Source organism: Iningainema tapete BLCC-T55, from assembly GCF_014698965.1.
Classification (GTDB): Bacteria; Cyanobacteriota; Cyanobacteriia; order Cyanobacteriales; family Nostocaceae; genus Iningainema; species Iningainema tapete.
In genome coordinates, this window is record NZ_JACXAE010000009.1 from 90,826 (window position 1) to 117,726 (window position 26,901).

The window sequence follows — 26,901 nt, forward strand, 5'->3', positions numbered from 1 at the left end:
ATTAACTGATGCATCGATCAACAGATATCTGTAGAGACGTTGCATGGAACGTCTCTACAATTGTAGAAATACTACCTATGCGCGGACAACTGTGACGGAACGTCCGTTTGTTGTGGTTGTAACTTGAGTTGTCAAGCGTTCCTCTAAGGGCGCGGCAAACCTTGAACATCTCGATTTTGTCTGATTAGATCGTTTCTCCTCTGAAACTCGGCCTCATATGGTGTACTAAACTGCTTGAGTGCTTGTGTTTCTTCAAGCACACGCGGTAAGCGCACATTAAACTTGATCAGTTGCTGGTTAATAGATATTTGTAACAATTTTTCGGATTCTAGTTGTGGCTCGGTTGTTACTGTTAAGTTATGAGTTTGTTGCTTTTGTAGTTGTGCCGATGTCGGAGCCGATGTCAGAACTAAAATCGTTACTAAAGATAATGTTGTTATCCTCATATGTCGCACCCCTAATTCTTCTTTGTCTGTGGAAGTTAAAGAAACCTCTACTTACTTCTCAGTTTCAAACGCATAGTTTTCGTTAAAATTCATCCATTATTTACAAAACTTTATGATTAGGTGGCGATCGCAGCTTGACAAAAAATAACTTAACTATAAAAGGTATCGGGGTAATTGCGGCAATTTATGTTACTAATAAACATTTCATCTACTAGTTTCCGATCAGGGTTTAGTCAAGAGTACTTTACTTGTCCTGTTGGGGCTCCACTCCTTCATCAATCCAAACATCAATGACTGTTTTTACTTCTAATTCAGTTATGGCAGACCACTCTTTTTCGTTGATAATTGTCCTAAATAAGGCTCTTTTACCGTGACCTACTTTTTCTATTGCGTGTCCACGATATACATTTTTAGGCTTAATCATTATTTATCTCAATTTTACTGACTATTGTAACCAAAATACTTGTTCATTCTTTGTCTACAGGTTAAAAATTTTAACCTAACAATGATTAACATCTAACTAAAACCGGCTTTCATACTCAACTACAGCACGAGTATCATCATTTAAATCAGTGGAAGTACGCAGACGAAATTCGGGGTTAAATCGGTAGTTAACACCAAATTGGGGCGGGTTATCGGCTGTCAAAATCTTCAGAGCTGAAAGGGAAAAATTGCGAGAAATATCAACGCCAATCTCCGCTGCTAAATCCAAGGTAGAACTTGAGGAAGAACTTCCCTTTTCATCTCCTTCAGTTGGATACGATAAAGTAGGGAATAAACGAAACTCGCTCAAACCCAAAGAATTGCCAATCTTACTAAAAGTTTGCTGAATATTTAGAGCCGAACCTGCTAAATTGACAAGTCCCAGCGTACTGTCGCCACGTCCTAAAGTTTCGATAAAACTACCTCCAAGCAAGGCAACAATTTCTGTTTCACTACGAGAGGGAGAACTTCTCAATTCAAGATTATTATTTAGTTGACTAGCAGGACCATCTACTCTAGCTTCAACACGAATAGTTCTCACAGGTTCTATGTTTGCAATAATTTGCTCGTTAATTTCAGATGTTGCTAGGGGCGTGTTAATAATTTGTCTAGGACCAGAATCTAGCACCTTAGCTTCTAGACTAACATCCAAATCGGGATCGCGAGGTTGATTGGCTCTAAAAGTTGCAGTATTCGCGGCATTACGAGTAAGGTTAAATTGGGTAGTAAATAAATTCACACCTCCTCCCCGTAACCGGACAGTTCCTTCTGGGACTGGAGCATTTAATGGACCATTAACGGTAAGATCTCCAGTAGCACGGAAACTAAGTAAAGGTGGACTGGCAATTTCTACGTTATTGCCTAAAGTTAACTGTAGGTTATCAAATTCTGGGACTGTGTTGTTACTGTCAGGACTTTGGGGTTGAAGCTGTTTCACTCCGGCAACATCAATATTGTTGCTAGCAACTGTAGTAGTATTTCCTGTAGTTGGTAGTAACACCTGACCATTAGCTACCTGTATTTGACCACTAATTACGGGATTAAGGACAGCACCAGTAATTTGTAATTTGCCAGTAACACCTCCTTGGTAAAGTGCCTTGATATTTACTGCCAATTGGTCTAACGTAACGCTCAGGGGATTAGTGATTTGTTGCTCTTGACTAAAAATGGGAATTTCCCCTTGTGCGGCAATCTTACCTTGGCTAAAATTACCTTGGAGATTTTCTACATTTACTGTGTATCTGTCAAACAGCGCTCTGCCTGTGACATTTGTTAGTTGTCCTGGCAAAGCTTGAGCCGAGAATGTGGCATTATTAACGCTAGCAACTCCAGTTACCAGTGGCTCTTTTAATGTTCCTCGCACGGTAAGGTTTACTTGTCCTTCTCCGTTTTCAAAGGCTACTTGGTTAGTAAACAGGTTTAATAAAGCTAATCCCTCATTTTTCACATTCACATCTAAGTTAACTTCATTGCTTGCTGGTTCAACTGCAGCAAATGGTAACTTGTAGGGGATGCTACCTGTGACGGTAACAGGTTCTGGACTGGCAACTACTAAAGTACTACCAAAGTTCAAGCGTCCATTGTCATAACTAAAACTAGCCGTAGCTGAGTCTACTTTCTTTTGATTGAGAGTACCGTCTACGATTTGTAGTTCCCCTTTAGCTAGGGGATTTTGAATGTTACCAGCTAAAGCAGCAGCAAGGTTGAGATTACCTGTGACATTAATTGGTAGTTTGACAAAATTATTCAGGACTTGTATGGGGAAATTTGTCACCCGCAATTGCCCTGACTGTTCTTTACCACCAACATTACCTGTAAAAGCAATCAACCTGTCTTTCGACTCAATCCGCAAAGGTAGTAATGTTAATACACCGTTGGCAAAGTTGCCTTGAGCAATGATTTGATCGGCTCTATAAAGAGGGTTAGGTGAATTCTGTTTACCCCAAACAAAATTTTGACCGTTTAAATTAAAATTAGCTGCCAATCCACTTGCTGTTGTCGTATCTACTGCTATTTCACCGTTAAAAGTGCCTGTTAATTCTGCTAAGCGCGGTAATATAGATGAATCACGCTGTTGTTCTTGCTGCTGCGCTAGCAGTGCATCAATTTCAGAGAAGCGTTGAAGCTGGGTGTATAACGTTTGGTTGGGCAAACCTACTGTCGTAGTTTTTAAGTCAGCAGCCGAGCCGTAGTTTGGCTCTTGAGTCATGTCATTTTGTAAATCTTGTAAGTCAAATAACTGTGCTGCTGCTAATACGTCTTGAATTTTTCCTTGAGTAATGTTAACTTTGCCTTTGACTTGTGGACCATTCGCAGTTTGATTGAAAGTACCAGCAAGGGCGTAGAGACTTTCACCTTTAACAAATTGACTACTGGTGATTGTCGCTGCACCATCACCGTAGCTAAACTGAGCATTTAAGCTATCGCCTTTAATTCTACCTACTTGTGGTTTGGCGATCGCCAAATCTCCTGCTGCTGCGAATGTTTTTTGATTTACTTGCAAATTCGCCGTCAACAATCCAGCCACAACACCAGCACCCAAGCGAGTTTTTGGTGGTGGTTTGATATTCAACACCGCCAAGGGGAAGTTATCTACTTTCACTGCCAAATTATCCCCTTGAGCTTGACCTGTTGCCAATGCGTCTTGCCACCTGACTACAAATGAAGAGACGTTAAATGGAATGCCTTGACGAGAATCATTACTATTAAGGCTTACCGCAATGCGATCTCTAGTACCTCCCACATCAAAATTCACACCCTCTCCCTGTACCGACTTGACATTTCCCGTCAACACTGGCTCAAACGCCAGTCTATTTACCACCAAGTTGCGCAAATTGACTTGTCCTTGAACATTTGGCACAGGTAGTTTGCCAGTAATTTGTCCATTAAAATCTGCTATACCCGCTAACGCTACTGCGTTCGGAAGCTGAAAAGGTATTTTTTGTAGATTGTAATTTTGTGCTTGAACGTTGAGGTTTATCTCAGTAATTTCAGGTATACCCACACCTTTGGCGTTAGCTAATACATAACCACTGACATTTAAATCAGGGGAAGTTGCTCGTGCGATATTCAGCTTTTGTCCATCCCAAGCTATTTGAGCCGTTAGTGGTTGCTCGATTCCCACAACACCTTGAGAAAACTCTACCTCACCTGCGGCGCTGATATTTTGTAAAGAAGCTAAATTTTGCGGCTCTAATGTCCCAGCAACTTGTAACTTACCACCAAACTGACCCTTTAACTGCTGCGACAACCGACTTAATTGCACTCCCGTTGCATCAACTAAAGCTTGATAACGCCCATTTGCTAGTTGAATATTCGACGCTGTAACTTTACCCCCAGCAACATTACTCAGTTGTGCTTCACCTGTAGCTTGGATACTTTGCGGACTCAACGAATCAATTGTACCTGCTACATTCAGTTGACCATTTAAAGCGCCTTGAAATTGGGGTGGTACTGATGCTAAGCGCTGTACTTGTACGTTATTTGCCTGTACTTGTGCTTGATAGCGTCCATTTGCTAGTTGAATATTCGATGCTGTTACTGTACCACCTGCTACATTCAACTGTGCTTTACCTGCGGCTTGAATGCTTTTTGGACTGAAAGAATCTACCGCACCTGCAACGTTAAATTGACCGGTTAAAGCGCCTTGAAACTGGGGTGGTACTTGTGCTAAACGCTGCACTTGCACTTTATTTGCTTGAACTTGCGCTTGATAGCGTCCATTTGCTAGTTGAATATTCGATGCTGTTACTGTACCACCTGCGATGTTGACTCGTGCTTGACCTGTGGCTTGGATGGTTTGTGGACTGATTGATTCAGCCGAACCTGCTACATTAAATCGACCATTTAACCTTCCTTGAAATTGCTTAGGCACTTGTGCTAATTGTTGCACTGCTACATCTGCTGCCTGTACTTGTGCTTGATATATACCATCGGCTAGTTGGATGTTTGAGGCGGTAACTGTGCCGCCACCTATACCTAGACGTGCGTTACCAGTAGCACGTAAGGTTTTGACACTGATATCGCTTGTATTTCCGGCTATTTGGAAAGTTCCGGCTAATGGTCCTGGTGTTATTGGTAACTTGGTTTTCAACACTCGACTTAACTGTACACCATTAGCTACTAGTTGAGCCGAGAAATTTTGGTCACTCAACTGAACGTTAGAAATAGCGATCGCACCTCCACCTACTTGCACTCTGGCATTACTGGTACGAATTGAGCCGATTTTGAATGGTCCGGTGGTTCCTGAGACTATAATTCTACCATTAAACCTAGCATCATCAAGAGAAACATTTTGCAGTTGTTCTGGTTTGACTAGGCGGGCAACTTGGATTTGATTCGTATCTGCTACTGCTGAATAGCGTTGATTTGCCCAACTACCAGAAGCTTGTACTGTTCCACCAGCAACTTGGAGAGCAACGTTACGGAACAAGACGGTTTTGTCTGGGGAGACGATGATTGTACCACGTGCGGGGTAAGTGGCGTTTGGTGCAAGCCATTGTACTGATGTTTGTACAGTGGTACTCGTGCCACTCAATTGGGCTGTTGCGGCAACAGTACCGATTTTAATGGGGAGTTGGGTTTCGTATGCAGTGGCGATCGCATCTCCGGCAAAATTAGCAGCCGCAAAATTAAAATTCAGTTGAGGTGTTGTACCCAGTTTAATTCTTCCACCGCCTGTAACTTCGCCACCCACGGTTGCGCGAGCTTGAACGTCGCTAATGTTAATTTCACTCTTCTCGGTATTAAACTCAAACTTACTGCGGAGGCTACTAATATCAACTTTGTCAATTTTCGCAGGCTTATTGCTAACAACTGTACCAGAAACAACTGGCTTGGTTGTTGGTCCAACTACCTGCACATCAGCTTGTACTTCCCCAGCTACAGGTACAGGTAGATTAATTTTGAGAGTTTCTTGGGCATTTGCTAAAGATACTGCATTTACACGCGCTGCTAACTTAAAGCCTGCTTTCGTATCCAGGATACCGTTAGCGATCAAAGGTATTTTGCCGTAACTAGTACCGACGTTTTGTAACTGAATTTGAGTTCCTTGAAAGTTTAAATTTCCTTGAGAATTCAAAAAAGGTTGTGGCAGTTGAGGTACTTGAAGCCTAACCCCTTGTACATTAGCACTACCAAACAACAAAGGGTCTTGCTGTTGTCGCCATTGTAACTTCAAGTTACTGTTATTAATTCGACCTGCCTGTAATGTTAAAGGTAACTTAATTATCCGAGTGATATCAGCGGCAAGAAAGTCTTGAGTTTGTAACTGTAAATTAGTATCTAGCGACTTAACTCGTGTTTCTCCCTGAATAGAAATGCTACCACCATTTACGGGTTTTCCTGCTACTTCGTACCTAACTAACTGATTGTTTTCCAGAAATTGGGCAGTGCCATCAAGTTGGGCAATAGCCACTGGCGTATCCAGTGGAGGTGATACCGCCTGGGGCGTCTGTACAGCATTTTTTGCCGCCGCTTGACGCGCTGCTAGTACCAGTTTGGCATTGCGTAGACGAATTTTGTCTAATTCAATTTTTACTATTCCGGATGGTCCTGGTGCTGCTAGGCTAGTACTGATCCATCGTCCTTGTTGATCCTGTTCAAGGTAAGCATCAGCATTAACTAAGGTGACATCTAACTTTAATCTGCGCGTAAATAATAATTGTATTGGGTCAAACCCCACTTCGACACCATCTACTGTAGCCTTATCTGGATCTGTAGGTGTTGGTGGTAAGCTGGACGAACCAAATTTGATTCCTACCAGAGAAATTTCTTCAATTTCCCCTAGTTGGACGGGACGGTTAAGTGTTGTGGTAAGATTTTTAGCGACTAATGGAGTTAACTCTTTGTCAACAAACATCCATAATCGCCAAGCACCGCCCACGAGTCCAACCAGCAGTAGCCCACCTAAGGCAATGCCACCACGACTTACAACCATCAACAGTTGACGGTTTCTATTGCGAGAATTAGAGTTAGGCTCTGGATTTGAGGGGTTAGCCATTTAGTCTTACCACTGATGACAAGAGCGAACTTAGCTGCCAAACTATGTATCTACTTTAGGATAACCGACTGTTAGCCGCTTGGGTTAATAAAACTTTTATAATTATCGTTTTATAGCTGAAGAAATATGAAGAAGGTGAGAATTGTTGTTTATGCTTTGCTTTAGACACCACTGGGAACTTTAATTAAAAATAGATCCCAGAAAAAACAATAGATAATTGTACCTATGCGTGTTTTTGTGTTACTGTTCAATGCTAGAACCGAGAATGAAGGAATTCATACTGTACGTTCAGGCGATCGCAATAAAATTCTGATGTTCGAGTCAGAAGACGATGCCACACGCTTTGCCTTGATGCTAGAAGCTCAAGATTTTGCCATCCCCACAGTAGAGGCAATAGATGATGTGGAAGTTAAGCAATTTTGCGAACAGGCTGATTATGATTGGGAATTGGTTCCCCAAGACACTGGTTTAGTTGTTCCCCCCGAAATTAACGTAGAAGAAACCGACTGGAAACCAGATGCACTGCCAGAAGATAAAACCGGGAATCAAGATTCACAACAAGAGCAAGAATTTTCTGATGCTGAACTGGATCGGTTTCGCCGTAAATTAGAGGGATTGTTGTAATTGGTCATTGGTCAATGGTCATTGGTCAATGGTCAATGGTCAATGATCATTGGTCACAAAGGACAAAGGACAAATAAAAAATGACAAATTTGCAAGAACGTGGTCATTTGATGACCGAGCAGGTGAACCCTAATAGTCATAATTTGGATCAACTCAGTTCTTTGGAATTGGTGGAACTGTTCAATGTTGAAGACGAAAAAGCAGTCTTGGCGGTTTCCGCAGCGAAAGAACAGTTGGCACAAGCAATTGAGTTAATTGCACAGCGGTTGCACCATAAAGGACGCCTGTTTTATGTCGGGGCGGGGACAAGTGGTAGGTTGGGAGTGCTAGACGCGGCTGAATGCCCACCAACTTTTTGTACTCCACCAGATTTGGTACAAGGAATTATTGCAGGTGGTGCGGGTGCGTTGGTACGCAGTTCAGAAGATTTAGAAGATAAGAGCGCAGATGGTGAGGCGGCGATAGCACAACGACAAGTTACTCAACTAGATGTAGTAGTAGGGATTACCGCAGGTGGTACAACGCCTTTTGTACACGGCGCACTACAAGCTGCCCGCGAGCGGGGAGCTGCTACTATTTTTATCGCTTGTGTCCCCACAGAACAAGTAAGTGCTGATGTTGATGTTGATATCCGCTTATTAACTGGACCAGAAGTGCTAGCTGGTTCGACTCGTTTGAAAGCTGGTACGGCAACAAAGTTAGCTTTGAATATCCTTTCTACTGGTGTGATGGTGAAGCTGGGAAAAGTTTACGGCAATCGCATGGTGGATGTGGCGGTGACTAATGATAAGTTACGCGATCGCGCTTTGCGGATTTTGCAAGATCTCACAGGTATCAGTCGTGAAGATGCTAGTTTACTACTAGAACGTAGTGGAAAGCGAGTAAAGTTGGCGCTATTAATGCATTGGACTGGTTTGGATCAAGATGAGGGTTTAAAGCTACTCTCAGAGTACCACGGTAATCTTAGGGCAGCTGTTGAAGCAAAAAGATAAAAGTAAAAATATAGCGTTTCAAGCGTCTGCTCAGGTACAAATTTATCTGTGTTGATCTGTGTTGATCTGTGGTTAATTACTTTTTCCTGTAGCTTACGTCCGTGAGAACCGTTATAAAGAATCTTTAGTTTTACATTGTCCCGGTGTTGACAAGCAAAAACCTTAACAAAGTTAATAAATTTACATTTGTTTACATTTCGTATATAAAGTTAAACTTTTTGTAGAAAACAAAGAGAAGCCTTGGTAACTGGCACTTAAGCAATAAAAGCATTGGCATCTCAAACTAATTTTTCTCTTGATATCGGAAATTATACTGATTTAATCCTGACAGCAAGTGCCTAAAATTATAAGATATCAATCAGTACATCTTATATTTGGAGTATGGCAATCTCAGTTGTTGGTGAAGTCTGAGCATAACTGCACGGTTAACCAAGGAAAAATGCTGCTGTAGTCAACTCTAATATGAGCAAGATATTTGTTGTTCCCTTGCATTCCCAGTCATTCTTAGTTCTGAATTAGGAAAGCTCAATACCAATGGATAAGAAATAAATTGCAGCGATCAATATTTGTTCGTCAAATTCTCTGCACTCATTGAAATGTGTATTGACAACTGTATTGCCAATCTAGACTTCAAAAGCACAAATATACTCATCAAAGGAACAAACTAATGAATCATCCAGAACTGATTGTATTGAATCAACTGCTTAGCGAACTGAAACAATGTACGCAATTGCAATACAGTGGGAAGTTAGACATTGAGAGTGCCAAGGGACATAAATGGACTTTATACTATCGGTTGGGACGAATAGTTTGGGCAACCGGAGGAACTCATCCGTTGCGGCGTTGGCGTAGACAGATGGCTCAACATTGTCCGTCCATTAATGCTGATAAAATACGGTTAAGCAAAGAAAACTTATCAATCGATTACTGGGATTATCGCTTGTTAGCGATTTTGCATCAAGAACAAAATATTCAGCGAGAACAAATTAAAGCCATCGTCGAAAACACAATAACAGAAGTGTTGTTTGACATAAATCAGCAGGCAAATTTTACGAATATCAGTTGCGAGCGCAATCAACAAGTCATTTTAGAAGCACCAATAAGCTTCACAAGTACAGATATGTCTGTGAAGCTGGTGGAAGATTCGTGGGCAGCTTGGGCGCAAGCAGGTTTGGCAAAGATTTCGCCGAATTTAGCACCAATGCTGCAAAAACCAGAGCAATTGCAACAGCATGTTAGTGCAGGTGTCTACAAGAATTTCCTCAGTTTGATGAACGGCAAATACACTCTGCGGGATTTAGCTATCAAAATGAAGCAGAGCGTGCTACAAATCGCCCGTTCGTTGCAACCTTATGTTCTCAAAGAAATGATTGAACTGGTGGAAGTTCCTGACTTACCCTTATGTAACACTAATGTCAAAAATAATAGCGTCACAAAACCAACACTGGAAACTGGTCCACTGATCGCTTGTGTTGATGATAGCTTACAGGTATGCCAAATGCTAGAGCAGATTCTCAATTCAAATGGAATGAGGTTAATTAAGATTCAAGATGCAGTACAAGCTTTACCAATCCTAATTCAACATAAACCGGACCTAATTTTCTTGGATTTGATCATGCCGATTGCCAACGGTTATGAAATCTGCTCTCAGGTACGGCGAGTTTCTGCTTTGGCTAACATACCTGTAATTATCTTAACAGGCAATGAAGGTCTGATTGATAGAGTTCGTGCTAAGGTTGTCGGTTCTACAGATTTTATCAACAAACCCGTAACTGCTGATAAAGTGATGGGTGTAGTACGTAAATACTTGCAGCATCCATCTTCCGTTAAGAGCGGATCTAAACAGAATTTGTCTTATGGGCATTCTTAAGCTAGTTCTAATGATGAAAACAAGTAGTTTTACGCAACTCAATTAAATAATAATCCATTAAGATTGTGCAAAGATAAAAACTCACTTTTACTTCCTTTGATTTGATCATCTCAGTTTTTGCTTACATTTTGTAAAAGGTTATCAGGTGATTACCATGAATACTATTTTAGTCGTTGAGGATGCTTTAACAGATATGGAAATTCTCAGTGGTTACTTGCAGCAGGCAGGCTATTCTGTCATTAGTGCTAAATCTAGCGAAGAAGCTCAGGAAAAGATTCAAAAAAACCAGATAGATCTCATCTTTCTTGACATAATTTTACCAGGTAAAAGTGGTTTTGAAATTTGTCGAGATATCAGAAATAATCCAGCCAACAGTAAAATACCTATTGTTTTTTGCTCTACTAAAAATAGTGAAGTAGATAAGATGTGGGGAAATATGTTGGGTGCTAATGCTCATATTTCTAAGCCTGTAAATAGAGAAGAATTACTCATGGTATTGCAGAAATTATATAGTAAAAATTAAAAAAATCATTTTGGCTATGGAAACAGAGCAAAAGTTTTTAAGTTTTCATTTGAGTGAAAAAAATATAGGTGTAGTTGCATTACAACACATCGTAGAAGTTTTTCCAGTCTCGTGGGGGGAAATATGTAGTGTCCCTCAAATGCCCAGTTGCGTTTTGGGTATATACAACTGGCGTGGTGAGATGCTTTGGTTGATTGATACTGAGGAAATGCTGGGTTATCCACCGCTGTATCAAGCGGCTTCACTGGCAAAAATGATGGTGATGGTGCTACATAATGAGGGAAAACGTTTGGGACTATTAGTGCGGCAGTTTATAGATATTGAATCACTGGATGCCAAATATATAAAATTTCAAGATAGTCAATTGTTTAATGCGGAAATTTCATCTTTCTTGCCAGGATACTTTATTAATGCTAGCGAGGAGACTATTCTCTCTTTGGATGCTAGAGAAATTATTCATTCGCCCATGTGGGCAATTCATAATTAACCAGATTTAAAATCAAAAAATTGAGGTTTATTTTATGACAACTTTATATCAAAATGGGCAAGAAAACACACATATAGTTGCTGATGTGGAAAGATTAGAAGTAAACAATGGTAATAAAATTTCTCAGCAATTTAAAACTTGGCGGCGGCAGTTGCAGGAGGTTGTCACTAAAATGCGCCAAGCATCAGATCTAGATACGCTATTGAAAGTAACTACACAAGAAGTTAGAGAAAAACTTAATAGCGATCGCGTCCTCATTTATCGTTTTAATTCTGATAAAACTGGTGTTGTGATTGGAGAATCAAAAACAACAGGTTGGACACCGACGTTGGGGGAAAATCTTCCCAGTATTATTTTTGGTTTAGATGCAAGACAAGATGATTTAGAATATACAGCTATCAATGATATAAATCAGATAGAACTCAGTCCATATCAAAAGCAACTTCTAGAAAAATTTCAAGTCAAAGCAAGCTTGAGTCTCCCGATTTTAGTTGATGGTAAAATATGGGGCGTACTTGCAGTAAACAATTGTTCTTCAGGACAGCAGTGGCAGGAGGAGGAAATTAGCCTACTATCTCAAATTACAACAGAACTGACATACAGATTGCAAAGTTTTGAAATTCAAAGAGAACTACAACAGCAGACTCAAGTTAAGAAAGCAGTAGCCAAAGTTATCAACAAAATTTTACGTGTATTGGATGTTGATAAGGTTTTCCAAACAACTACTCAAGAAGTACGCCAATTATTAAGATGCGATCGCGTTGCCGTCTATCGATTCAACCCTGACTGGGGTGGAGAGTTTGTGACGGAATCGGTGGGAAATGGTTGGGTACGACTGGTAGAAAAAGATATCAAAACAGTTTGGGAAGATAGCCACTTGCAAGAAACTCAGGGAGGCAGGTATGCTCAAGGAGAAAGCTTTGCTGTTAATGACATCTATCAAGTCGGTCATGCTCAGTGCCATATTGAGATTTTAGAGCAGTTTGAAGTTAAAGCTTACATGATTGTTCCGGTATTTTCTGGAGAAAAATTGTGGGGCTTGCTTGCAGCTTATCAAAACTCCAACACTAGAAATTGGCAAGCTTGGGAAGTTAGCTTTTTGTCTCAAATTGGGCTGCAATTCGGCGTAGCAATATCACAAGCAGAATATTTGGCACAATTGCGGCTCAAATCAGAGCAACTAGCTTATATAGCTGATCAAGAGAAAGCTTTAGCAAAGGTAATCAATCGGATCAGACAATCGTTTAATATAGATACCATCTTCAAAACAAGCACTCAAGAAGTACGCCAATTATTAAGATGCGATCGCGTTGCCGTCTATCGATTCAACCCTGACTGGGGTGGAGAGTTTGTGACGGAATCAGTGGGAAGTGGTTGGGTACGACTGGTAGGGCAAGATATCAAGATAGTTTGGGAAGATAGCCACTTGCAAGAAACTCAGGGAGGCAGGTATGCCAAAGGAGAAAGCTTTGCTGTTAATGATATCTATCAAGTCGGTCATGCTCCTTGCCATATTGAGATTTTAGAGCAGTTTGAAATCAAAGCTTACATGATTGTTCCGGTATTATCTGGGGAAAAATTGTGGGGCTTGCTAGCAGCTTATCAAAACTCCAACACCAGAGAATGGCAAGCTTGGGAAGTTAGCATGTTATCACGTATTGGCGATCAGTTGGGGCTAGCACTACAACAGGCTGAATATTTGCAAAAACTACAGGCGCAGTCAGCACAACTAGCAGAAGTAGCAGCACGGGAAAAAACAGCCAAAGAGTTACTGCAACAACGATGTATTCAACTTATCAAAGCAGTAATACCTGCTCTTAACGGTGATTTAACGGTACGAGTAGAAATTACCGAAGACGAGCTAGGCACAATCGCTGATGCTTATAATAATACGTTGCAAGCGCTCCGGGAAATTGTGATCCAAGTACAACAAGCGGCACAACAAGTGGCACAAACTAACAGTAGCAGTGATGCTTCCCTTGCCAAACTGACTGCCTTAGCACAACAACAGTCTGAAGAAATTACCGAAGCTTTAGGCGAATTACAACAGATGGTAGATTCTACTCAAGCGGTAGCTACTAGCGCTGAGTTAGTACAAGTTGCAGTGAAAAGCGCAAACCAAACTGTAGAGTCTGGTGATGCAGCAATGAACCTGACGGTTGAAGCCATCCAAGGGATTCGTGAAACAGTTGCTCAAACTAGTAAGAAAATTAAACGCCTGAGTGAATCCTCGCAAAAGATTTCCAAAGTGGTGAATTTGATTAGCAATTTTGCTACACAGACAAACGTACTGGCTCTAAATGCAGCTATCGAAGCTACTCGTGCAGGTGAATATGGCAAGGGCTTTGCTGTGGTGGCAGATGAAGTACGTTCTTTATCTCGCCAGTCAGCCGCAGCCACTATAGAAATTGAAAAATTAGTCCAGGAGATTCAAGCTGAAACAGGGGAAGTAGCAGTAGCAATGGAAACGGGAATTCAACAGGTGGTGGAAGGTACAAATCTAGTGAATCAAACGCGGCAAAACTTGAATGCGATCGTTACTGCAACTGCAGAAATTAGTAAACTACTACAGCAGATTACTTCAGCTACTCAATCACAGAAGTCGCAATCTGTATTGGTAACAACATCAATGAACGATGTAGCAGAACTTGCTAACAAGACTTTTGCTGAAGCGAATGAAATTGCGGCTGTTTTCCAACAGTCATCTAGTATGGTGCAACAGTTATTGGCAAGTGCAAGCAAATTCAAAGTCAACTAAATATGATGGACGTTTCTTCAATTCGTGAACAAGGATACATCTACTTCCTGAGTGAAGCACCAGAATTATTACAAATAATTGAGCAAGAACTCTTTAGCTTACCAACAGATTTTAGCACTGCCAAAGTCCATAACTTAATGCGGGCAACTCATACTATTAAAGGGGGAGCCGCTAATGTTGGGCTAGAGGTGATTAACAAGGTAGCTCATTCTTTAGAAGATGTGTTTAATGCGCTGTACAATCCAGAGGTTCAGATTGATACTGAATTGCAAACGCTTTTACTACAAGCTTATGAGTGTCTCAGTCTACCTTTAACGGCTGAACTTACAGAAAGTAGTATTAATGATGAGGAAATTCTCCAACGAGCAGCTTCGGTGTTTGCACAGCTACAAGAAAAACTGGGTGGTGCTCTAAACTCTGAAGCTCATATTCCTACATCTGAAGAATTGGGTTTTGATATTGTACTTTCTATTTTTGAAACGGGGATAACGCAAAGGATAGAAAGTATTGTTGAAGCCATCAATAATGTACAAGAACCTGCCGAACTTGCTGATTTTTTACGTTCTCAGGCTGAGGTATTTCTTGGTTTGGCAGAATCGCTAAACTTATCGGGTTTTCGCAAAATTGCCCAAACAATTATTGCTGCACTAAATGCTTATCCCTCTCAAGTGCTGAAGATTGCAGAACTTGCTCTCTCTGATTTGCAGCAAGCTCAAATAGCTGTGTTGGCTGGCGATCGCACTAGTGGTGGAGAACCGAATTCTGCTTGGCAAGAGTTCACAACCGTTAATATCCCCCCAACCCCCCGATCCTGGGAGGGCACGCCAGCCGATGATCGAGGAGAAATATATGAACTATATGAATTTTTAATTAACGTCGGTAACGATAAAAATCAGCGTTTAAAACCGACTGTAGCTGGTTTTTATTTAAAAGTAATCCGCTGTATTTTCGGCTGGTTTAATCACTACAAGGAAATATCTTATTCAGAATTGTGTCTAGCTTTGCTTGACAATTTAGATTGGCTTAGTGAATTTTTTGAGTTTGTACAAGATAAAGGAGATAGTCAAAGCTTATGCCTTTATCGCCAAGGTGTCATTTTAAAAATCTTGCTTGCTGTAGCTAAGTTTCAGCAGCAGCAGAAACCCGGCTTATGTGAGAAGCCGGGTTTCTCGAATATCCAATTACTGGAAACTAAAATTACGTACTTGGCACAAGAATATAAAAAGTATCCTCCGGTAACTGAACAAGAAAAAAATTGGCTTGATAGTCACCAACTACAAAAACTTTTAGAAATTAAAGCAATACCTTTTCAATCAGATGATAATTTAGTAGAGACAATATGGGGAGAAGATATTGTCCAATTAACTCATAATGAATTTATTCCAAATGAATTTGGAGAAGCTGAAACTAAATCATTAGCAGTCAGCCAACAGGGCGGTATAACTGATATAGTCGTACCAGATTATGAAAACAAACTCAATATTCAAGTAGAAGATAAATCTCAGCATTCTACTGTTAAAAATTCTCATCAGCGTTCATTTGTGCGCGTAGATGTAGAAGGATTAGAAGTTCTTAATTATTTAGCTGGGGAATTGCTGATTTACGAAAAACAGCAGACTGTGCAAGATGAACAACTCCAGGAAATCATAGAGCAGTTATTTCAGCAAATCCGACGGCAACAAAATACTTTAAATAAACTATGTGAATTACCACTACAGATTCAAGATTTTGTGTCTCAACGTGGACAAAAGGTTGTATCGGTGGACTTTGACTCTTTGGAAATGGATGAATATACAGAATTTCATCTCACATTGCACTCAGCGATGGAAGAGTCTTTGCAACTACAAGAAACTACGGAGTCTCTTGATTTACTTCTCAAGCAATCCGCTCAAAATCACGACAAAAAACAGCGTTTAGCAACTGATATTCTCGATAATTTAGTAGAAGCAAGGATGTTGCCTTTGGGGAATATTCTCAATCGCTTCACCCAGATGGTACACAATTTCGGTAATATGTATGGCAAACATGTAGATATCAAACTTAATGGTACTGAAGTACTAGTGGATAAAGCGATCGCCGAAAAGCTTTACGATCCTTTACTGCATTTAGTACGTAATGCTTTCGATCACGGGATTGAACGGACGGAAGTTAGGCGTGAGCTTGGCAAAGCAGAACAAGGTTTAATAGAAATTTGTGCTTATCATCGAGGTAGTCAAACAGTAATTGAAGTCCGAGATGATGGTCAAGGCTTGAATTTAGACAAGATTTACAAAAAAGCTGTTGAGCTTGGTTTCATACCTGATGACAATACTACCCCAACTCAAGATCAACTGTTAGAGTGTTTGTTTGCACCAGGATTTTCCACCGCAGGTAAAGTTAGTGAAATTTCTGGGCGCGGTATCGGGTTAGATATTGTTCGTTCTCAACTGCAAGCACTCAACGGTTCAATTACAGTTCAATCATTTCCCAATCAAGGAACATCCTTTGTACTCAAAATTCCTTTTTCTATGACTACCGATCAATTAATGCTTGTCCAAGCAGGGGGTATTGTTTATGCCTTGCTATTAAATAGTATTGAAAAAATATTACTACCTTCTGCTGCTATCAAGGAATTGGACGGCAAAAAAGTTTTGCACTGGAACATCGGCAATGATGAACGCATGATCGGCATTCGTCAACTCAAGCAGTTGATGCACTATAATCATAAACTGAGCGGAGCTACTCTACAAAATCAATCAACAACCCATGACACAGGAGCCATGACGAATCCTGTGCTTGTCCTACGCAGCAATCAGGAACTTTTAGCTCTAGAAGTTGACCAAATCATTGGTGAACAAGAATTGGTAATTAGACCTTTAAGTCAAACGATTACTGCACCAAAATATGTTTATGGTTGCAGTAACTTAGCCAACGGAACTTTGATTTTGGTAATTGATAGTACTCTGCTGTTTGACAACAGTGAAATGCAAGCAGTAATTGATACTATACCACTACCAATAATCGGGGACAAAAAAAAAGCCTTGCCGATGTCATCTAGTGTGCCATCAACACCTTTAATTGCTCCCACTGCTGTTAATGATGTGAATAATAACACATCAAAAATGGTTTTGGTAGTAGATGATGCAATGAGTTTGCGCCAAACTTTATCTCTCACCCTGCAAAAGTCTGGCTATCAAGTATTACAGGCACAAAATGGTGTAGAAGCGTTAGAACAACTGCAACGGCATCCTGAAGTTCGGGTGGTAATTTCTGACTTGGAGATGCCGCGCATGAATGGTTTTGAGCTTTTGTCTAATGTCCGAAAAAACCCAGATTTAGCAGAAAAACCTGTAGTAATCCTTACTTCGCGCAGTGCAGAAAAACATCGCCAACTTGCTCAAGCATTGGGAGCAACTGCTTATTTAACTAAGCCTTATCAAGAGCAGGAGTTTCTCTCTACTGTTGAGAATTTAATTAATAGAGGCATTGCTGATTTGACTCATATAGTTATAGCTAATTAGCAATTTGTAGTCAACTTTACAATAGCTGCAACTAACTCAGTAGGATCAACTGGCTTGGGGATGTGTATTTGAAACCCAGCAGCAAGCGCACGGACGTGTTCGGATTCTCCAGCAAACGCCGTCAGAGCAGCAGCTGGAATTTGCCCACCTTGCTCTGGTGGAAGAATTCGGATTTTTTGAATGAGCGAATAACCGTCTTCACCGGGCATACCAATGTCACTAATCAAAACATTAGGTTTGAATTGTGAGAACGTAGCGATCGCATCACTTGCGGTTGTCGCAGTTTTTACTTGTGCCTGACACTGTGACAAAATGAAGGCAATCAGTTCGATAGTATCAATGTTGTCGTCTACAACGAGAACCCGTAAGCCATTGAGAGATGGAAACTCATTATTAGGAGCTAATTGTAAGTTATTTGGTTGTACTATTTGTACTTCTCTTATCGGTATTTGCACCGTGAAAGTTGTGCCTAAGCCTTCCCCATCGCTCGTTGCGTAAACAGTGCCATTGTGCATCTCAACTAAATGACGCACAATCGCCAATCCCAATCCCAATCCACCATTTGCTCTGGTTGTTGTAGCATCTGCCTGACGGAAACGTTCAAAGACGTAGGGAAGAAACTCAGCACTAATACCCGCTCCTGTATCGCTTACCGTAATTTGAGCCATTGAATTCACCTTTTGGAGGCGAATTTCCACCCTTCCTCCAGAAGGGGTGAATTTGACGGCGTTGGAAAGCAAATTCCATACAACCTGTTGCAAGCGATCTGGATCACCTGTAACCTGACCGACATTGGGGTCAAGTATTAACTCAAACTGAACTGCCTGGGCTTGAGCAGTAGGACGTATACTTTCGACTACGGCTTCAATCACAGATGTTAGGTGAAGGGGGCAAAGGTTCAGGCGGATTTTGCCTTGGACAATTCGTGAAACATCAAGAATATCTTCAATCAGTTTCTTTTGCAGTTCGGCATTGCGCTCAATGGTTTCTAGAGCCTTGGTAGCAGTAGCTTCATTTAAATTCCTTTGCCGAAGCATCTTCGCCCAGCCAAGTATGGAGTTTAGTGGCGTGCGTAGTTCGTGGGAGACTATCGCTAAAAACTCGTCTTTGATCCGGTTAGCTTCCCAAGCTTCTCGGTAAAGCCGTGCATTGTCAATGGCAATGGCAGCCCGTTGAGCAAGTTCAGTAGCCATCGCTAGATCTGCCTTTTGATATCGGCGTTCTGGCTGTGCTGACACAAAAGCGATTGTACCGAGCTTACGCTTATTAGTAATCAGTGGTACAATCATATAAGATTGTGCATTCAACTGGCGCATCAAGCTCAAGTGTCGGTCATCTTGTGCTATGGATAGTACAAGTGACTCTGGAATTTCAGTAGCTATTTCCGGCTGTCCTGTTCGTAAAACCTTGGGTGCGCCAAAATCTGCATCGGTTGGGGGCGGATATCTTTGCCTGAGTTCTCGGATCAGCGCTTCCTTTTCTGGGTTGGTTGCAACGATGATTGGTTCATTAAAAACGGTCAAATTGTTCTCGACAATATCAACAAAGCACCAGTCGGCAAAAGTTGGCACTGCTATGCTTGCCACACTAGTGAGCGTAGTACGGTAGTCGAGCGAAGAAGCTAAAAGGCGGCTTGCTTCAGCTAAGAAAGTGGAACGTCTTTCTTGGGCTTCGGCTTCAGCACGGGCGGCTTGCTCGCGGGCAAGAAATTGCTGTTTTTCTAATTCAGTAAGTTTGCGCTCGCTGATATCATGGCTATAAATAGTTAATCCATCTGTCCGGGGATAAACTCTTACTTCCAACCATATATCAAGATGCGGACAAAACGCTTCAAATTGGACAGGAAGTTTTGTTGTCGCCGCTTCATGATACTTTTGCTCAAACACAGAGCCAGCCATCTCAGGATACTCTTCCCAAATGTTCTTGCCGAGAAGCTCTGCCTGCTTTTTGAGCAAAATTTGCTCGGATTTTTGATTAACATAAGTAAATCGAAACTGTTCATCTAAAGCACACAAAGCGTCCGTAATACTTTCAAGAATATCGACACAACGCTGATTAGCTTCTTGCAAAGCTCTCTGTGCTCTGTGCTGTTGTTCCAATCGTTGTAAGATTGAGCGAACTGCAACGGGCAAACGAACATAGTGTTTTGCTGATTTAATGATATAATCATCTAGCCCTAGCTTCATTGCTTCGACTGCAATCTCCTGAGAACCGCTATTAGTAAACATAATGACTGGACAGTTGGGGTAGCGGGACTTGATATCGCGCAAAACAGTCAATCCCTCATTCCAACGCAAACGATAGTCAGTGATGACAAACTCAAAGTCACCTGCTGCCAATGCTTGCTGAAAATCCTCAGCTTTTGTAACTTCTTCCACCTTAAGGTCAGGGAATTCACGCCTTAATGTGTAAATAATCAAGGTACGGTCATTTTCGTTATCATCAATAAGAAGAAGGCGCAACATTTGAGTTTTGTGAAAACAGCCAACACTATGAGGTAATCATAGTAATATCTATACGGCTTTGGCGTAAGTCATACTATTGCTCATTGGATATATAATATCTCCTACCTTTAAGAAACAATACCATTACTCAGGAGCGGCTGGCAACTCGAATTCAGCAACGCCGTATTTCTGTTATCTGTGGAAAATCAAAGCAACCATGTCAGAATATCGTCTCTACTTTCTGCTAATCCTTTATAAACAAGAGATTCTTTAGTCATAGACTGAATGGCACTGCATAACTGAGAACGCAGCATGTGGTCTTGCTTGATAATGCTACAATCTCTAAAGTAGGTACGAATTGTGAACATTCCTGCATTATACTCTGGTAGTCCCCAAATTACTTGGCGTTCAATTCTCAGGAATAGCCGGGGGTTGTTTAAGTCAAAATTTCTACCTTGCCACTCGTTAACTGGTACTTCTCTTGGCGGTTTGGGGTGATGGTTTAAGCGGGTGTCGGTACTCAAACCCCAAGCAAAGCGCACCATCGGTTTGCGCTCAATCATCGTGTTAATGATCGCACTACCACGCTGATTAATTTTTTCCATACCGGCGACGGGTGCATGAATTGTGGCGAAGTCTTTGCCAATTTTTTCCTCGGCTGACCAGTGGTTGGGGTAGCATAGATGAATAGCACTTAACCAGTTGGCACAACCAGAGCGACAGACAACGGTGATGTCTTCCTGTACCTGTGTAGCTAATGCATCGAGAGTGGAGATTAATGGTGGTACAATCTGGTTAGTTTGGGTTGCAACTTGTTGTAGCTGCCAATCTGCATTGAAGTAAAGGGTTTCTTTGGTAAGCTGGCTGTGAAATGCTTTGTTGTTATTGTCACGATCGTACTGAAAATATTGTGGATGTTCTTGGGTGAGGCGGTTAATAATTAAATGGGCAACTGCACCTGCAACAGGATCAGAATAATTGTTAGTTAGATAGTATTTGTTTAACCTTTCAGCACGAGCTAACAGTTTAACTTCACGATAGTGAGCAAAGTTTTCATCAAATTGAAATACCATTTTGTCAGCATCACCGTTACCAAAGCAAGAACCGAACCGAATCAAACCAGGCTTAACATCATATCGTCCATTCTCCAGGGGAAAGTAGTAAGCACAATTGTGAGATGCTTCGACTGTCTTGGCTTGTTGCAATTTAATCTCTGTGAGCGATGTAGCAACAGGTGAATCAGTCATGATGAGTACCCTATGTTGATGATTTTAATACTGATAAATATACGTAGTTTTTTACTGTGATCTAGATCACAGATAAAGCTGGAGTAGCGCTCATAATATAAGAACTATACAACAAGAGTTAAAACTCGTAAATGATTACAATTGCCGGCTATAAACTTATACGAATAATTCACCAAGGAAGTAATACAGTACTTTATCAAGGAATCAAAGAGCAAGACGAGCGACTAGTTATTGTCAAAACATTAACAAATGTGTATCCTTCACTGGAGGAAATTAATAGATTAAGACATGAGTATGAAATTATCAAAAACCTCAATTTAACAGGAGTTGTGCAAGCAATAGATTTGTTGAATTATGGTAATGGCTTAGCTTTAATATTAGAAGATTTTGGCGGACAATCTATTCAAGCATTTCAAAATAATAAAAAATTAGAATTATTAACTTGTTTACATATCTTATTACAAATTATCGAAATTTTAGATAAACTGCATCAAAAGCAAATTATTCACAAAGATATTAAACCGCAAAATCTCATTATTAATCCAGAAACTCTTCAAGTAAAGATAACCGATTTTAGCATTGCCTCACGCTTATCTAAAGAAAATCAGAAACTAGGTAATCTCAACTTACTAGAAGGTACCCTCGCCTATATTTCACCAGAACAAACTGGTAGGATGAATCGTGCAATTGACTACCGCACTGACTATTACTCCTTAGGCGTTACCTTTTATGAAATGCTAACTAGTCAGCTACCATTTCCAACCAACGATCCTATGGAGTTGGTTCACTGTCATATTGCCAAGAAACCAGTATCGCCTCATCAATTATATCCAGAAATTCCGGCTGTGGTTTCTGATATTGTCATGAAATTACTAGAAAAAAATGCTGAAGATAGATATAAAAGCGCTGTAGGAATCAAGTATGACTTAGAAGTTTGTATTGCACAATTAGAAGCAACGGGTAATATTCCCTATTTTATAGTAGGAACGCAAGATTTATCCGGTCAACTACTGATTCCGCAAAAACTATACGGTAGGGAAAAAGAGGTAGAAAATTTATTAGCAGCATTTGAGCGAGTTGCCGCACCCCCCCTGCCTGCCCTTAATCAGGGGGGGTTCGAGATTGTGTTAGTTTCCGGTTACTCAGGTATTGGTAAATCTTCCTTAGTATATGAAATACATAAACCGATAGTTAAGCAAAATGGGTATTTCATTAATGGCAAATTTGACCAATTTAAGCGTAATGTACCTTATGCTGCTATTATTCAAGCTTTTCGAGTATTAATTCAGCAGTTACTGACAGAAAGCTCTGCACAGATAGCTATTTGGAAAGAAAAATTACTCAAAGCTCTTGGTAATAACGGACGTGTAATAATTGATGTTATTCCCGAAGTATCTCTGATTATTGGTTCTCAACCAGAGCTACCACAACTTGGAGCAACTGAATCGCAAAATCGCTTTAATCGCGTATTCAAAGAGTTTATTCATGTTTTTACACAGCAAGAACATCCTCTAGTTTTATTTTTAGATGATTTACAATGGGCAGATTCCGCTTCTCTTAAGTTAATTCAGTTACTTGCTACTGCTCCAGATAGTCAATATCTATTACTTATTGGCGCGTATCGAGATAATGAAGTTGATGCAATTCATCCTTTAAGCCAAACTTTAGCTCATCTTCAAAAAGAGGGCGGAACTTTTAATAATATTATCCTTAAACCTTTAAGTAAAGCTCATGTTAACCAATTAATTACTGATACTTTAGGAAAAACAGAAACTACAGAAACGCAAAATCTTGCGTCTCTACTTTTCCATAAAACTGCTGGCAATCCCTTCTTCTTAACTCAACTACTACAAACACTATATCAGGAAAAGCTGTTAACATTTGATTTCAATAAGAGACAGTGGCAATGGAATATTCAGCTTACTCAATCAATTGGCATTACAGATAAAACTGTAGTTGAATTAGTCGCTAGTAATATTCAAAAGTTGAGTAATGATACGCAGCAAGTTCTCAAGCTGGCTGCTTGTATTGGCAACACTTTTAGTTTAGACGTGCTGGCGATCGTTCATGAAAAATCTCTAAGAGAAACCGCTACTGATTTGTGGGAAGCATTACAAGCTGGGTTAATTCTGCCTCTGAATAATGCTTATAAGATTCCCCTACTTTGGGATTGGGAATTAGGTAATTCTCAATCACTAATTTCTCATAACCGCCCAATTGTCTACAAGTTCTTACATGATAGAGTGCAGCAAGCTGCTTACTCGCTGATTCCAGAAGAACAGAAAAAAGAAACTCATTTGAAAATTGGTCAACTACTACTAAAGAATACACCACTACAAGAACGAGAAGCTAATATTTTTGATATTGTCAATCAGTTGAATTTTGGTGTTGAATCAATTACCTCTGATTCCGAAAAATATGAGTTAGCTTCTCTTAATTTGATTGCAGGTAAAAAAGCAAAGGTGGCAACTGCTTATGAACCAGCAGCTAGATATTTAAATCTGAGTTTAGAACTGTTGGCAGAAGATAGTTGGAATTATCAGTATGAATTGACTTTGAATATTCATCTAGAGATAGTAGAGGCTGAGTATTTAAATACTAATTTTGCTCGGGCAAAACATCTTGCTGAATTAGCAATACAAAAAGCAAAAACACTTTGCGAAAAGGTTAAGCTGTATGAGGTGTTAATCCAATTTTATATTGCACAAAACCAGGTACAGGTAGCAGTAGATACTGGGTTGCAAGTATTGGAAATGTTAGGGGTAGGTTTAGAGACAAAACCACCGGGAGAGCTAATTATTGAAGATTTAATCAATCTGCCATTAATGACTGACAGTAGTAAATTGGCAGCAATGAGAATTTTGAACATCATTTTCCCTCCTGCTTATTTTGTCGCTCCTCATTTATTACCGTCAATTATATTTACAATGGTAAATCTTTGTCTTCAATACGGTAATTCTTCAATAGGTGCTTATGGATATGTTCTATATGGTTTTTTCTTATGTGGTATTATAGGAGACATTGAGACTGGTTATCGTTTTGGTCAATTAGCTTTAAAATTAGTTGATAAATTAGATGCACGAGAAATTAAATGTAAAGTAGATCAGATATTTTATGCAACAGTTAAACACTGGAAAGAACATGCAAAAGACAACATTTTTGGCTGCAGTGAGGCAATCCAAATTGGTTTGGAAATGGGAGACATTGAAACTGTTGGTTATGCTGCTAATGCTCTTTCTGTTTACTTGTTTATCATTGGTGAGAGACTAGATGTACTTGAACAGCGGCAGGCACAATTAATGGATTTAGTCCTGAAGTTTAAGGTGCAGCCTATTATTGACTATGCCAGAACTTCTAGACAACTATCATTAAATCTTCTTGGTAAAGTGGCAGATAAATCTTTATTAATTGGCGATGTCTTTGATGAGGTAGAAATGTTACCCCGATTACGCGAGACGAATGTTCAAATAACGCTTTTTTCTGTCTATTTTGCCAAGATGCTCCTGCTTTACTTATTTAAAAATTATGCTGGTGCTGTTGAAAATGCTCGCTTGGCTGTAGAGCAATCTGGAGGTGTACTTGGGGTGATAACTTTTGCGGTACACAACTTTTACTATTCGCTATCTCTCCTTGCTCATTATCCTAATGTTACGCCCAGTGAGCAACAAGAATACCTGAGTCAAGTTGTAGCGAATCAGGAAAAAATGAAAAGTTGGGCTGCCTACGCTCCATGCAATTTTCAGCATAAGTATGAACTTGTAGAAGCAGAAAAAGCACGGATTTTGGGACAAACTTTAGAAGCAATGGAGTACTATGACTGCGCTATTGCTGAAGCAAAAGAACAAGGATATATCCAAGATGAAGCACTAGCAAATGAACTGGCTGCTGAGTTTTATCTGTCTTTGGGTAAACACAAAATAGCTCAAACATACATGATTGAAGCTTACTATAAATATATCCGCTGGGGTGCAGTAGCAAAAGTAAAAGATTTGGAAGAAAGATATCCTCAATACATGAACCAAATTGCTAATAAGCAAGTAAGCGACATTTTTGTAACTCAAACGACTAAAACAACTACAAGTACTGGTTTGGCGGCTCTAGATTTATCTACAGTGCTGAAGGCAACACACGCAATTTCTCAAGAAATTGTTCTTGATAAGTTGCTTGATAAGTTGATGCAGATTGTGATGGAAAATGCTGGAGCGCAAAAAGGTATACTGTTATTGAAAGAATCTGGTGAATTAGTTGTAGCGGCTCATGAAAATGTTGAACTAGAAAAGGTAGTTATCCAGCCTTTACTCAAAGTTGAGGAATGCCAATATTTGCCAGTTTCTCTAATTAATTATGTCCAAAGAACTGGGGAAAAGGTAGTTTTAAACGATGCGACACAAGAGGGATTATTTACAAGCGATCGCTACATTAGCCAACATAAAGTAAAATCTATTTTAGCAATGCCTGTAATTAACCAAGGTAAGCTGATAGGAATTATCTATTTGGAAAATCGTTCTTGTGCGGGAGCTTTTACACGCGATCGCCTACAAGTATTATCACTTCTTTGTACCCAAATTTCTATCTCAATTGAAAATGCCAATCTTTACAAAGATTTGCAACAATCAGAAGAACGAGAACGAGAAAAAGCGACACAGCTAGAAACTGCTTTGCATCAACTGCAAAATACTCAATTACAACTGGTACAAACTGAAAAAATGTCCAGTCTGGGACAAATGGTAGCAGGTATCGCCCATGAAATTAACAACCCTGTCAATTTTATTAAAGGCAATGTCAACCATGCCAGCAATTATACTCAAGATTTACTCACCCTAGTCAACCTTTACCAGCAGTACTATCCCAACCCCATAGACGAGATTAAAGATGAGATAGAAGCCATTGACTTAGAGTTTCTCAGCGAAGACTTGCCAAAAATGATGCAGTCAATGAAGATGGGAACCAATCGCATTAGTGAGATTGTGCGCACCATGCGTAACTTTTCGCGTGTGGATGCAAGCTCCATGCAACCAGCAGACATTCATGAAGGTATAGATGGCACGCTAATGATTTTACAGCACCGACTAAAAGCTCAAACGTATAGATCGGCAATTGAGGTGATTAAAGAGTATGGCGACTTGCCCCCAGTTGAGTGTTTTATTGGGCAGTTAAATCAGGTGTTTATGAATATTTTAGCAAATGCAATTGATGCTTTAGAAGAGTCATTCGTCGAAGGGCAAATTTGTATTCGTACCCATACACATGGCGAGCGCGCAATTATCCGCATTGCCGACAATGGTTCTGGTATGCCCCAAGAAGTACAACAGAAATTATTTAACCCCTTCTTTACCACCAAACCCGTAGGGAAAGGCACAGGAATCGGTTTATCAATTAGTCATCAAATTGTAGTGGAAAAACACGGAGGTAATATAAAGTGTATTTCCGAACCCGGACAGGGAACAGAGTTTATCATTGAGATTCCCATCAAGCAATAGTTAATTATCATTAATAGCGGTGCGTTACACTGCGTTAACGCACCCT

Annotated in this window: 13 protein-coding genes; 8 read left to right on the top strand and 5 right to left on the bottom strand. The window is 40.3% G+C overall.

The features are described from left to right. Positions 1 to 143 precede the first annotated feature (143 nt). From ICL16_RS01315 to ICL16_RS01325, 3 genes are all read right to left on the bottom strand, one after another. Positions 144 to 446 (bottom strand): hypothetical protein, encoded by a 303-nt coding sequence (locus tag ICL16_RS01315; protein WP_190825089.1) that lies wholly within the window; start codon positions 444 to 446, stop codon positions 144 to 146. Positions 447 to 690: 244 nt separating this feature from the next. Continuing rightward, complete coding sequence (locus tag ICL16_RS01320; protein ID WP_190825090.1) at positions 691 to 870, bottom strand: hypothetical protein; 180 nt, start codon at positions 868 to 870, stop codon at positions 691 to 693. A 96-nt stretch (positions 871 to 966) separates the two neighbouring features. Further along, positions 967 to 6,930, bottom strand: coding sequence for a translocation/assembly module TamB domain-containing protein (locus ICL16_RS01325; protein ID WP_190825091.1), 5,964 nt, complete (start codon positions 6,928 to 6,930; stop codon positions 967 to 969). Between the two features lie 213 nt (positions 6,931 to 7,143). On the opposite strand from ICL16_RS01325, the gene ICL16_RS01330 reads away from it, so the two are divergent. The 7 genes from ICL16_RS01330 to ICL16_RS01360 all read left to right on the top strand — a co-directional run bounded on the left by ICL16_RS01330 (position 7,144) and on the right by ICL16_RS01360 (position 17,684). Further along, positions 7,144 to 7,554 carry a DUF3110 domain-containing protein gene (locus tag ICL16_RS01330; RefSeq protein WP_190825231.1) on the top strand — a complete coding sequence of 137 codons (411 nt, stop codon included), beginning with the start codon at positions 7,144 to 7,146 and terminating at the stop codon, positions 7,552 to 7,554. Positions 7,555 to 7,634: 80 nt separating this feature from the next. Beyond that, entirely contained in the window at positions 7,635 to 8,546 is a 912-nt protein-coding gene (murQ, locus tag ICL16_RS01335; protein WP_190825092.1) for an N-acetylmuramic acid 6-phosphate etherase, read from the top strand. Between the two features lie 667 nt (positions 8,547 to 9,213). After that, entirely contained in the window at positions 9,214 to 10,416 is a 1,203-nt protein-coding gene (locus tag ICL16_RS01340) for a response regulator (protein WP_190825093.1), read from the top strand. A gap of 154 nt (positions 10,417 to 10,570) precedes the next feature. Further along, entirely contained in the window at positions 10,571 to 10,939 is a 369-nt protein-coding gene (locus ICL16_RS01345) for a response regulator transcription factor (protein WP_190825094.1), read from the top strand. 16 nt (positions 10,940 to 10,955) lie between these two features. Further along, complete coding sequence (locus ICL16_RS01350) at positions 10,956 to 11,426, top strand: chemotaxis protein CheW (protein ID WP_190825095.1); 471 nt, start codon at positions 10,956 to 10,958, stop codon at positions 11,424 to 11,426. 34 nt (positions 11,427 to 11,460) lie between these two features. Beyond that, a complete protein-coding gene (locus ICL16_RS01355; protein WP_190825096.1) occupies positions 11,461 to 14,184 on the top strand; it encodes a GAF domain-containing protein in 2,724 nt (907 codons plus the stop codon). A 2-nt stretch (positions 14,185 to 14,186) separates the two neighbouring features. After that, the gene (locus ICL16_RS01360; RefSeq protein WP_190825097.1) at positions 14,187 to 17,684 is read left to right on the top strand and encodes a hybrid sensor histidine kinase/response regulator; all 3,498 of its coding nucleotides are present in this window, start codon (positions 14,187 to 14,189) and stop codon (positions 17,682 to 17,684) included. On the opposite strand, the gene ICL16_RS01365 is transcribed toward ICL16_RS01360, so the two are convergent. Both ICL16_RS01365 and ICL16_RS01370 read right to left on the bottom strand, forming a co-directional pair. Beyond that, a complete protein-coding gene (locus ICL16_RS01365) occupies positions 17,681 to 20,149 on the bottom strand; it encodes a hybrid sensor histidine kinase/response regulator (RefSeq protein ID WP_190825098.1) in 2,469 nt (822 codons plus the stop codon). The genes ICL16_RS01360 and ICL16_RS01365 overlap by 4 nt on opposite strands. 185 nt (positions 20,150 to 20,334) lie before the next feature. Then, positions 20,335 to 21,375, bottom strand: a complete 1,041-nt coding sequence (locus ICL16_RS01370) for a heme-dependent oxidative N-demethylase family protein (protein WP_190825099.1) — start codon at positions 21,373 to 21,375, stop codon at positions 20,335 to 20,337. 131 nt (positions 21,376 to 21,506) lie between these two features. Between ICL16_RS01370 and ICL16_RS01375 the strand changes: the two genes are divergently transcribed. Then, the gene (locus ICL16_RS01375; protein ID WP_190825100.1) at positions 21,507 to 26,855 is read left to right on the top strand and encodes a trifunctional serine/threonine-protein kinase/ATP-binding protein/sensor histidine kinase; all 5,349 of its coding nucleotides are present in this window, start codon (positions 21,507 to 21,509) and stop codon (positions 26,853 to 26,855) included. Positions 26,856 to 26,901: the final 46 nt, after the last annotated feature.

Excerpts from the sequence above, each read along its gene's own strand:
- ICL16_RS01325 (WP_190825091.1), bottom strand. The coding sequence starts at position 6,930 with ATGGCTAACCCCTCAAATCCAGAGCCTAACTCTAATTCTCGCAATAGA.
- ICL16_RS01355 (WP_190825096.1), top strand. The coding sequence starts at position 11,461 with ATGACAACTTTATATCAAAATGGGCAAGAAAACACACATATAGTTGCT.
- ICL16_RS01340 (WP_190825093.1), top strand. The coding sequence starts at position 9,214 with ATGAATCATCCAGAACTGATTGTATTGAATCAACTGCTTAGCGAACTG.
- ICL16_RS01320 (WP_190825090.1), bottom strand. The coding sequence starts at position 870 with ATGATTAAGCCTAAAAATGTATATCGTGGACACGCAATAGAAAAAGTA.
- ICL16_RS01345 (WP_190825094.1), top strand. The coding sequence starts at position 10,571 with ATGAATACTATTTTAGTCGTTGAGGATGCTTTAACAGATATGGAAATT.
- ICL16_RS01360 (WP_190825097.1), top strand. The coding sequence starts at position 14,187 with ATGATGGACGTTTCTTCAATTCGTGAACAAGGATACATCTACTTCCTG.
- ICL16_RS01370 (WP_190825099.1), bottom strand. The coding sequence starts at position 21,375 with ATGACTGATTCACCTGTTGCTACATCGCTCACAGAGATTAAATTGCAA.
- murQ (WP_190825092.1), top strand. The coding sequence starts at position 7,635 with ATGACAAATTTGCAAGAACGTGGTCATTTGATGACCGAGCAGGTGAAC.
- ICL16_RS01315 (WP_190825089.1), bottom strand. The coding sequence starts at position 446 with ATGAGGATAACAACATTATCTTTAGTAACGATTTTAGTTCTGACATCG.
- ICL16_RS01375 (WP_190825100.1), top strand. The coding sequence starts at position 21,507 with ATGATTACAATTGCCGGCTATAAACTTATACGAATAATTCACCAAGGA.
- ICL16_RS01350 (WP_190825095.1), top strand. The coding sequence starts at position 10,956 with ATGGAAACAGAGCAAAAGTTTTTAAGTTTTCATTTGAGTGAAAAAAAT.
- ICL16_RS01365 (WP_190825098.1), bottom strand. The coding sequence starts at position 20,149 with ATGTTGCGCCTTCTTCTTATTGATGATAACGAAAATGACCGTACCTTG.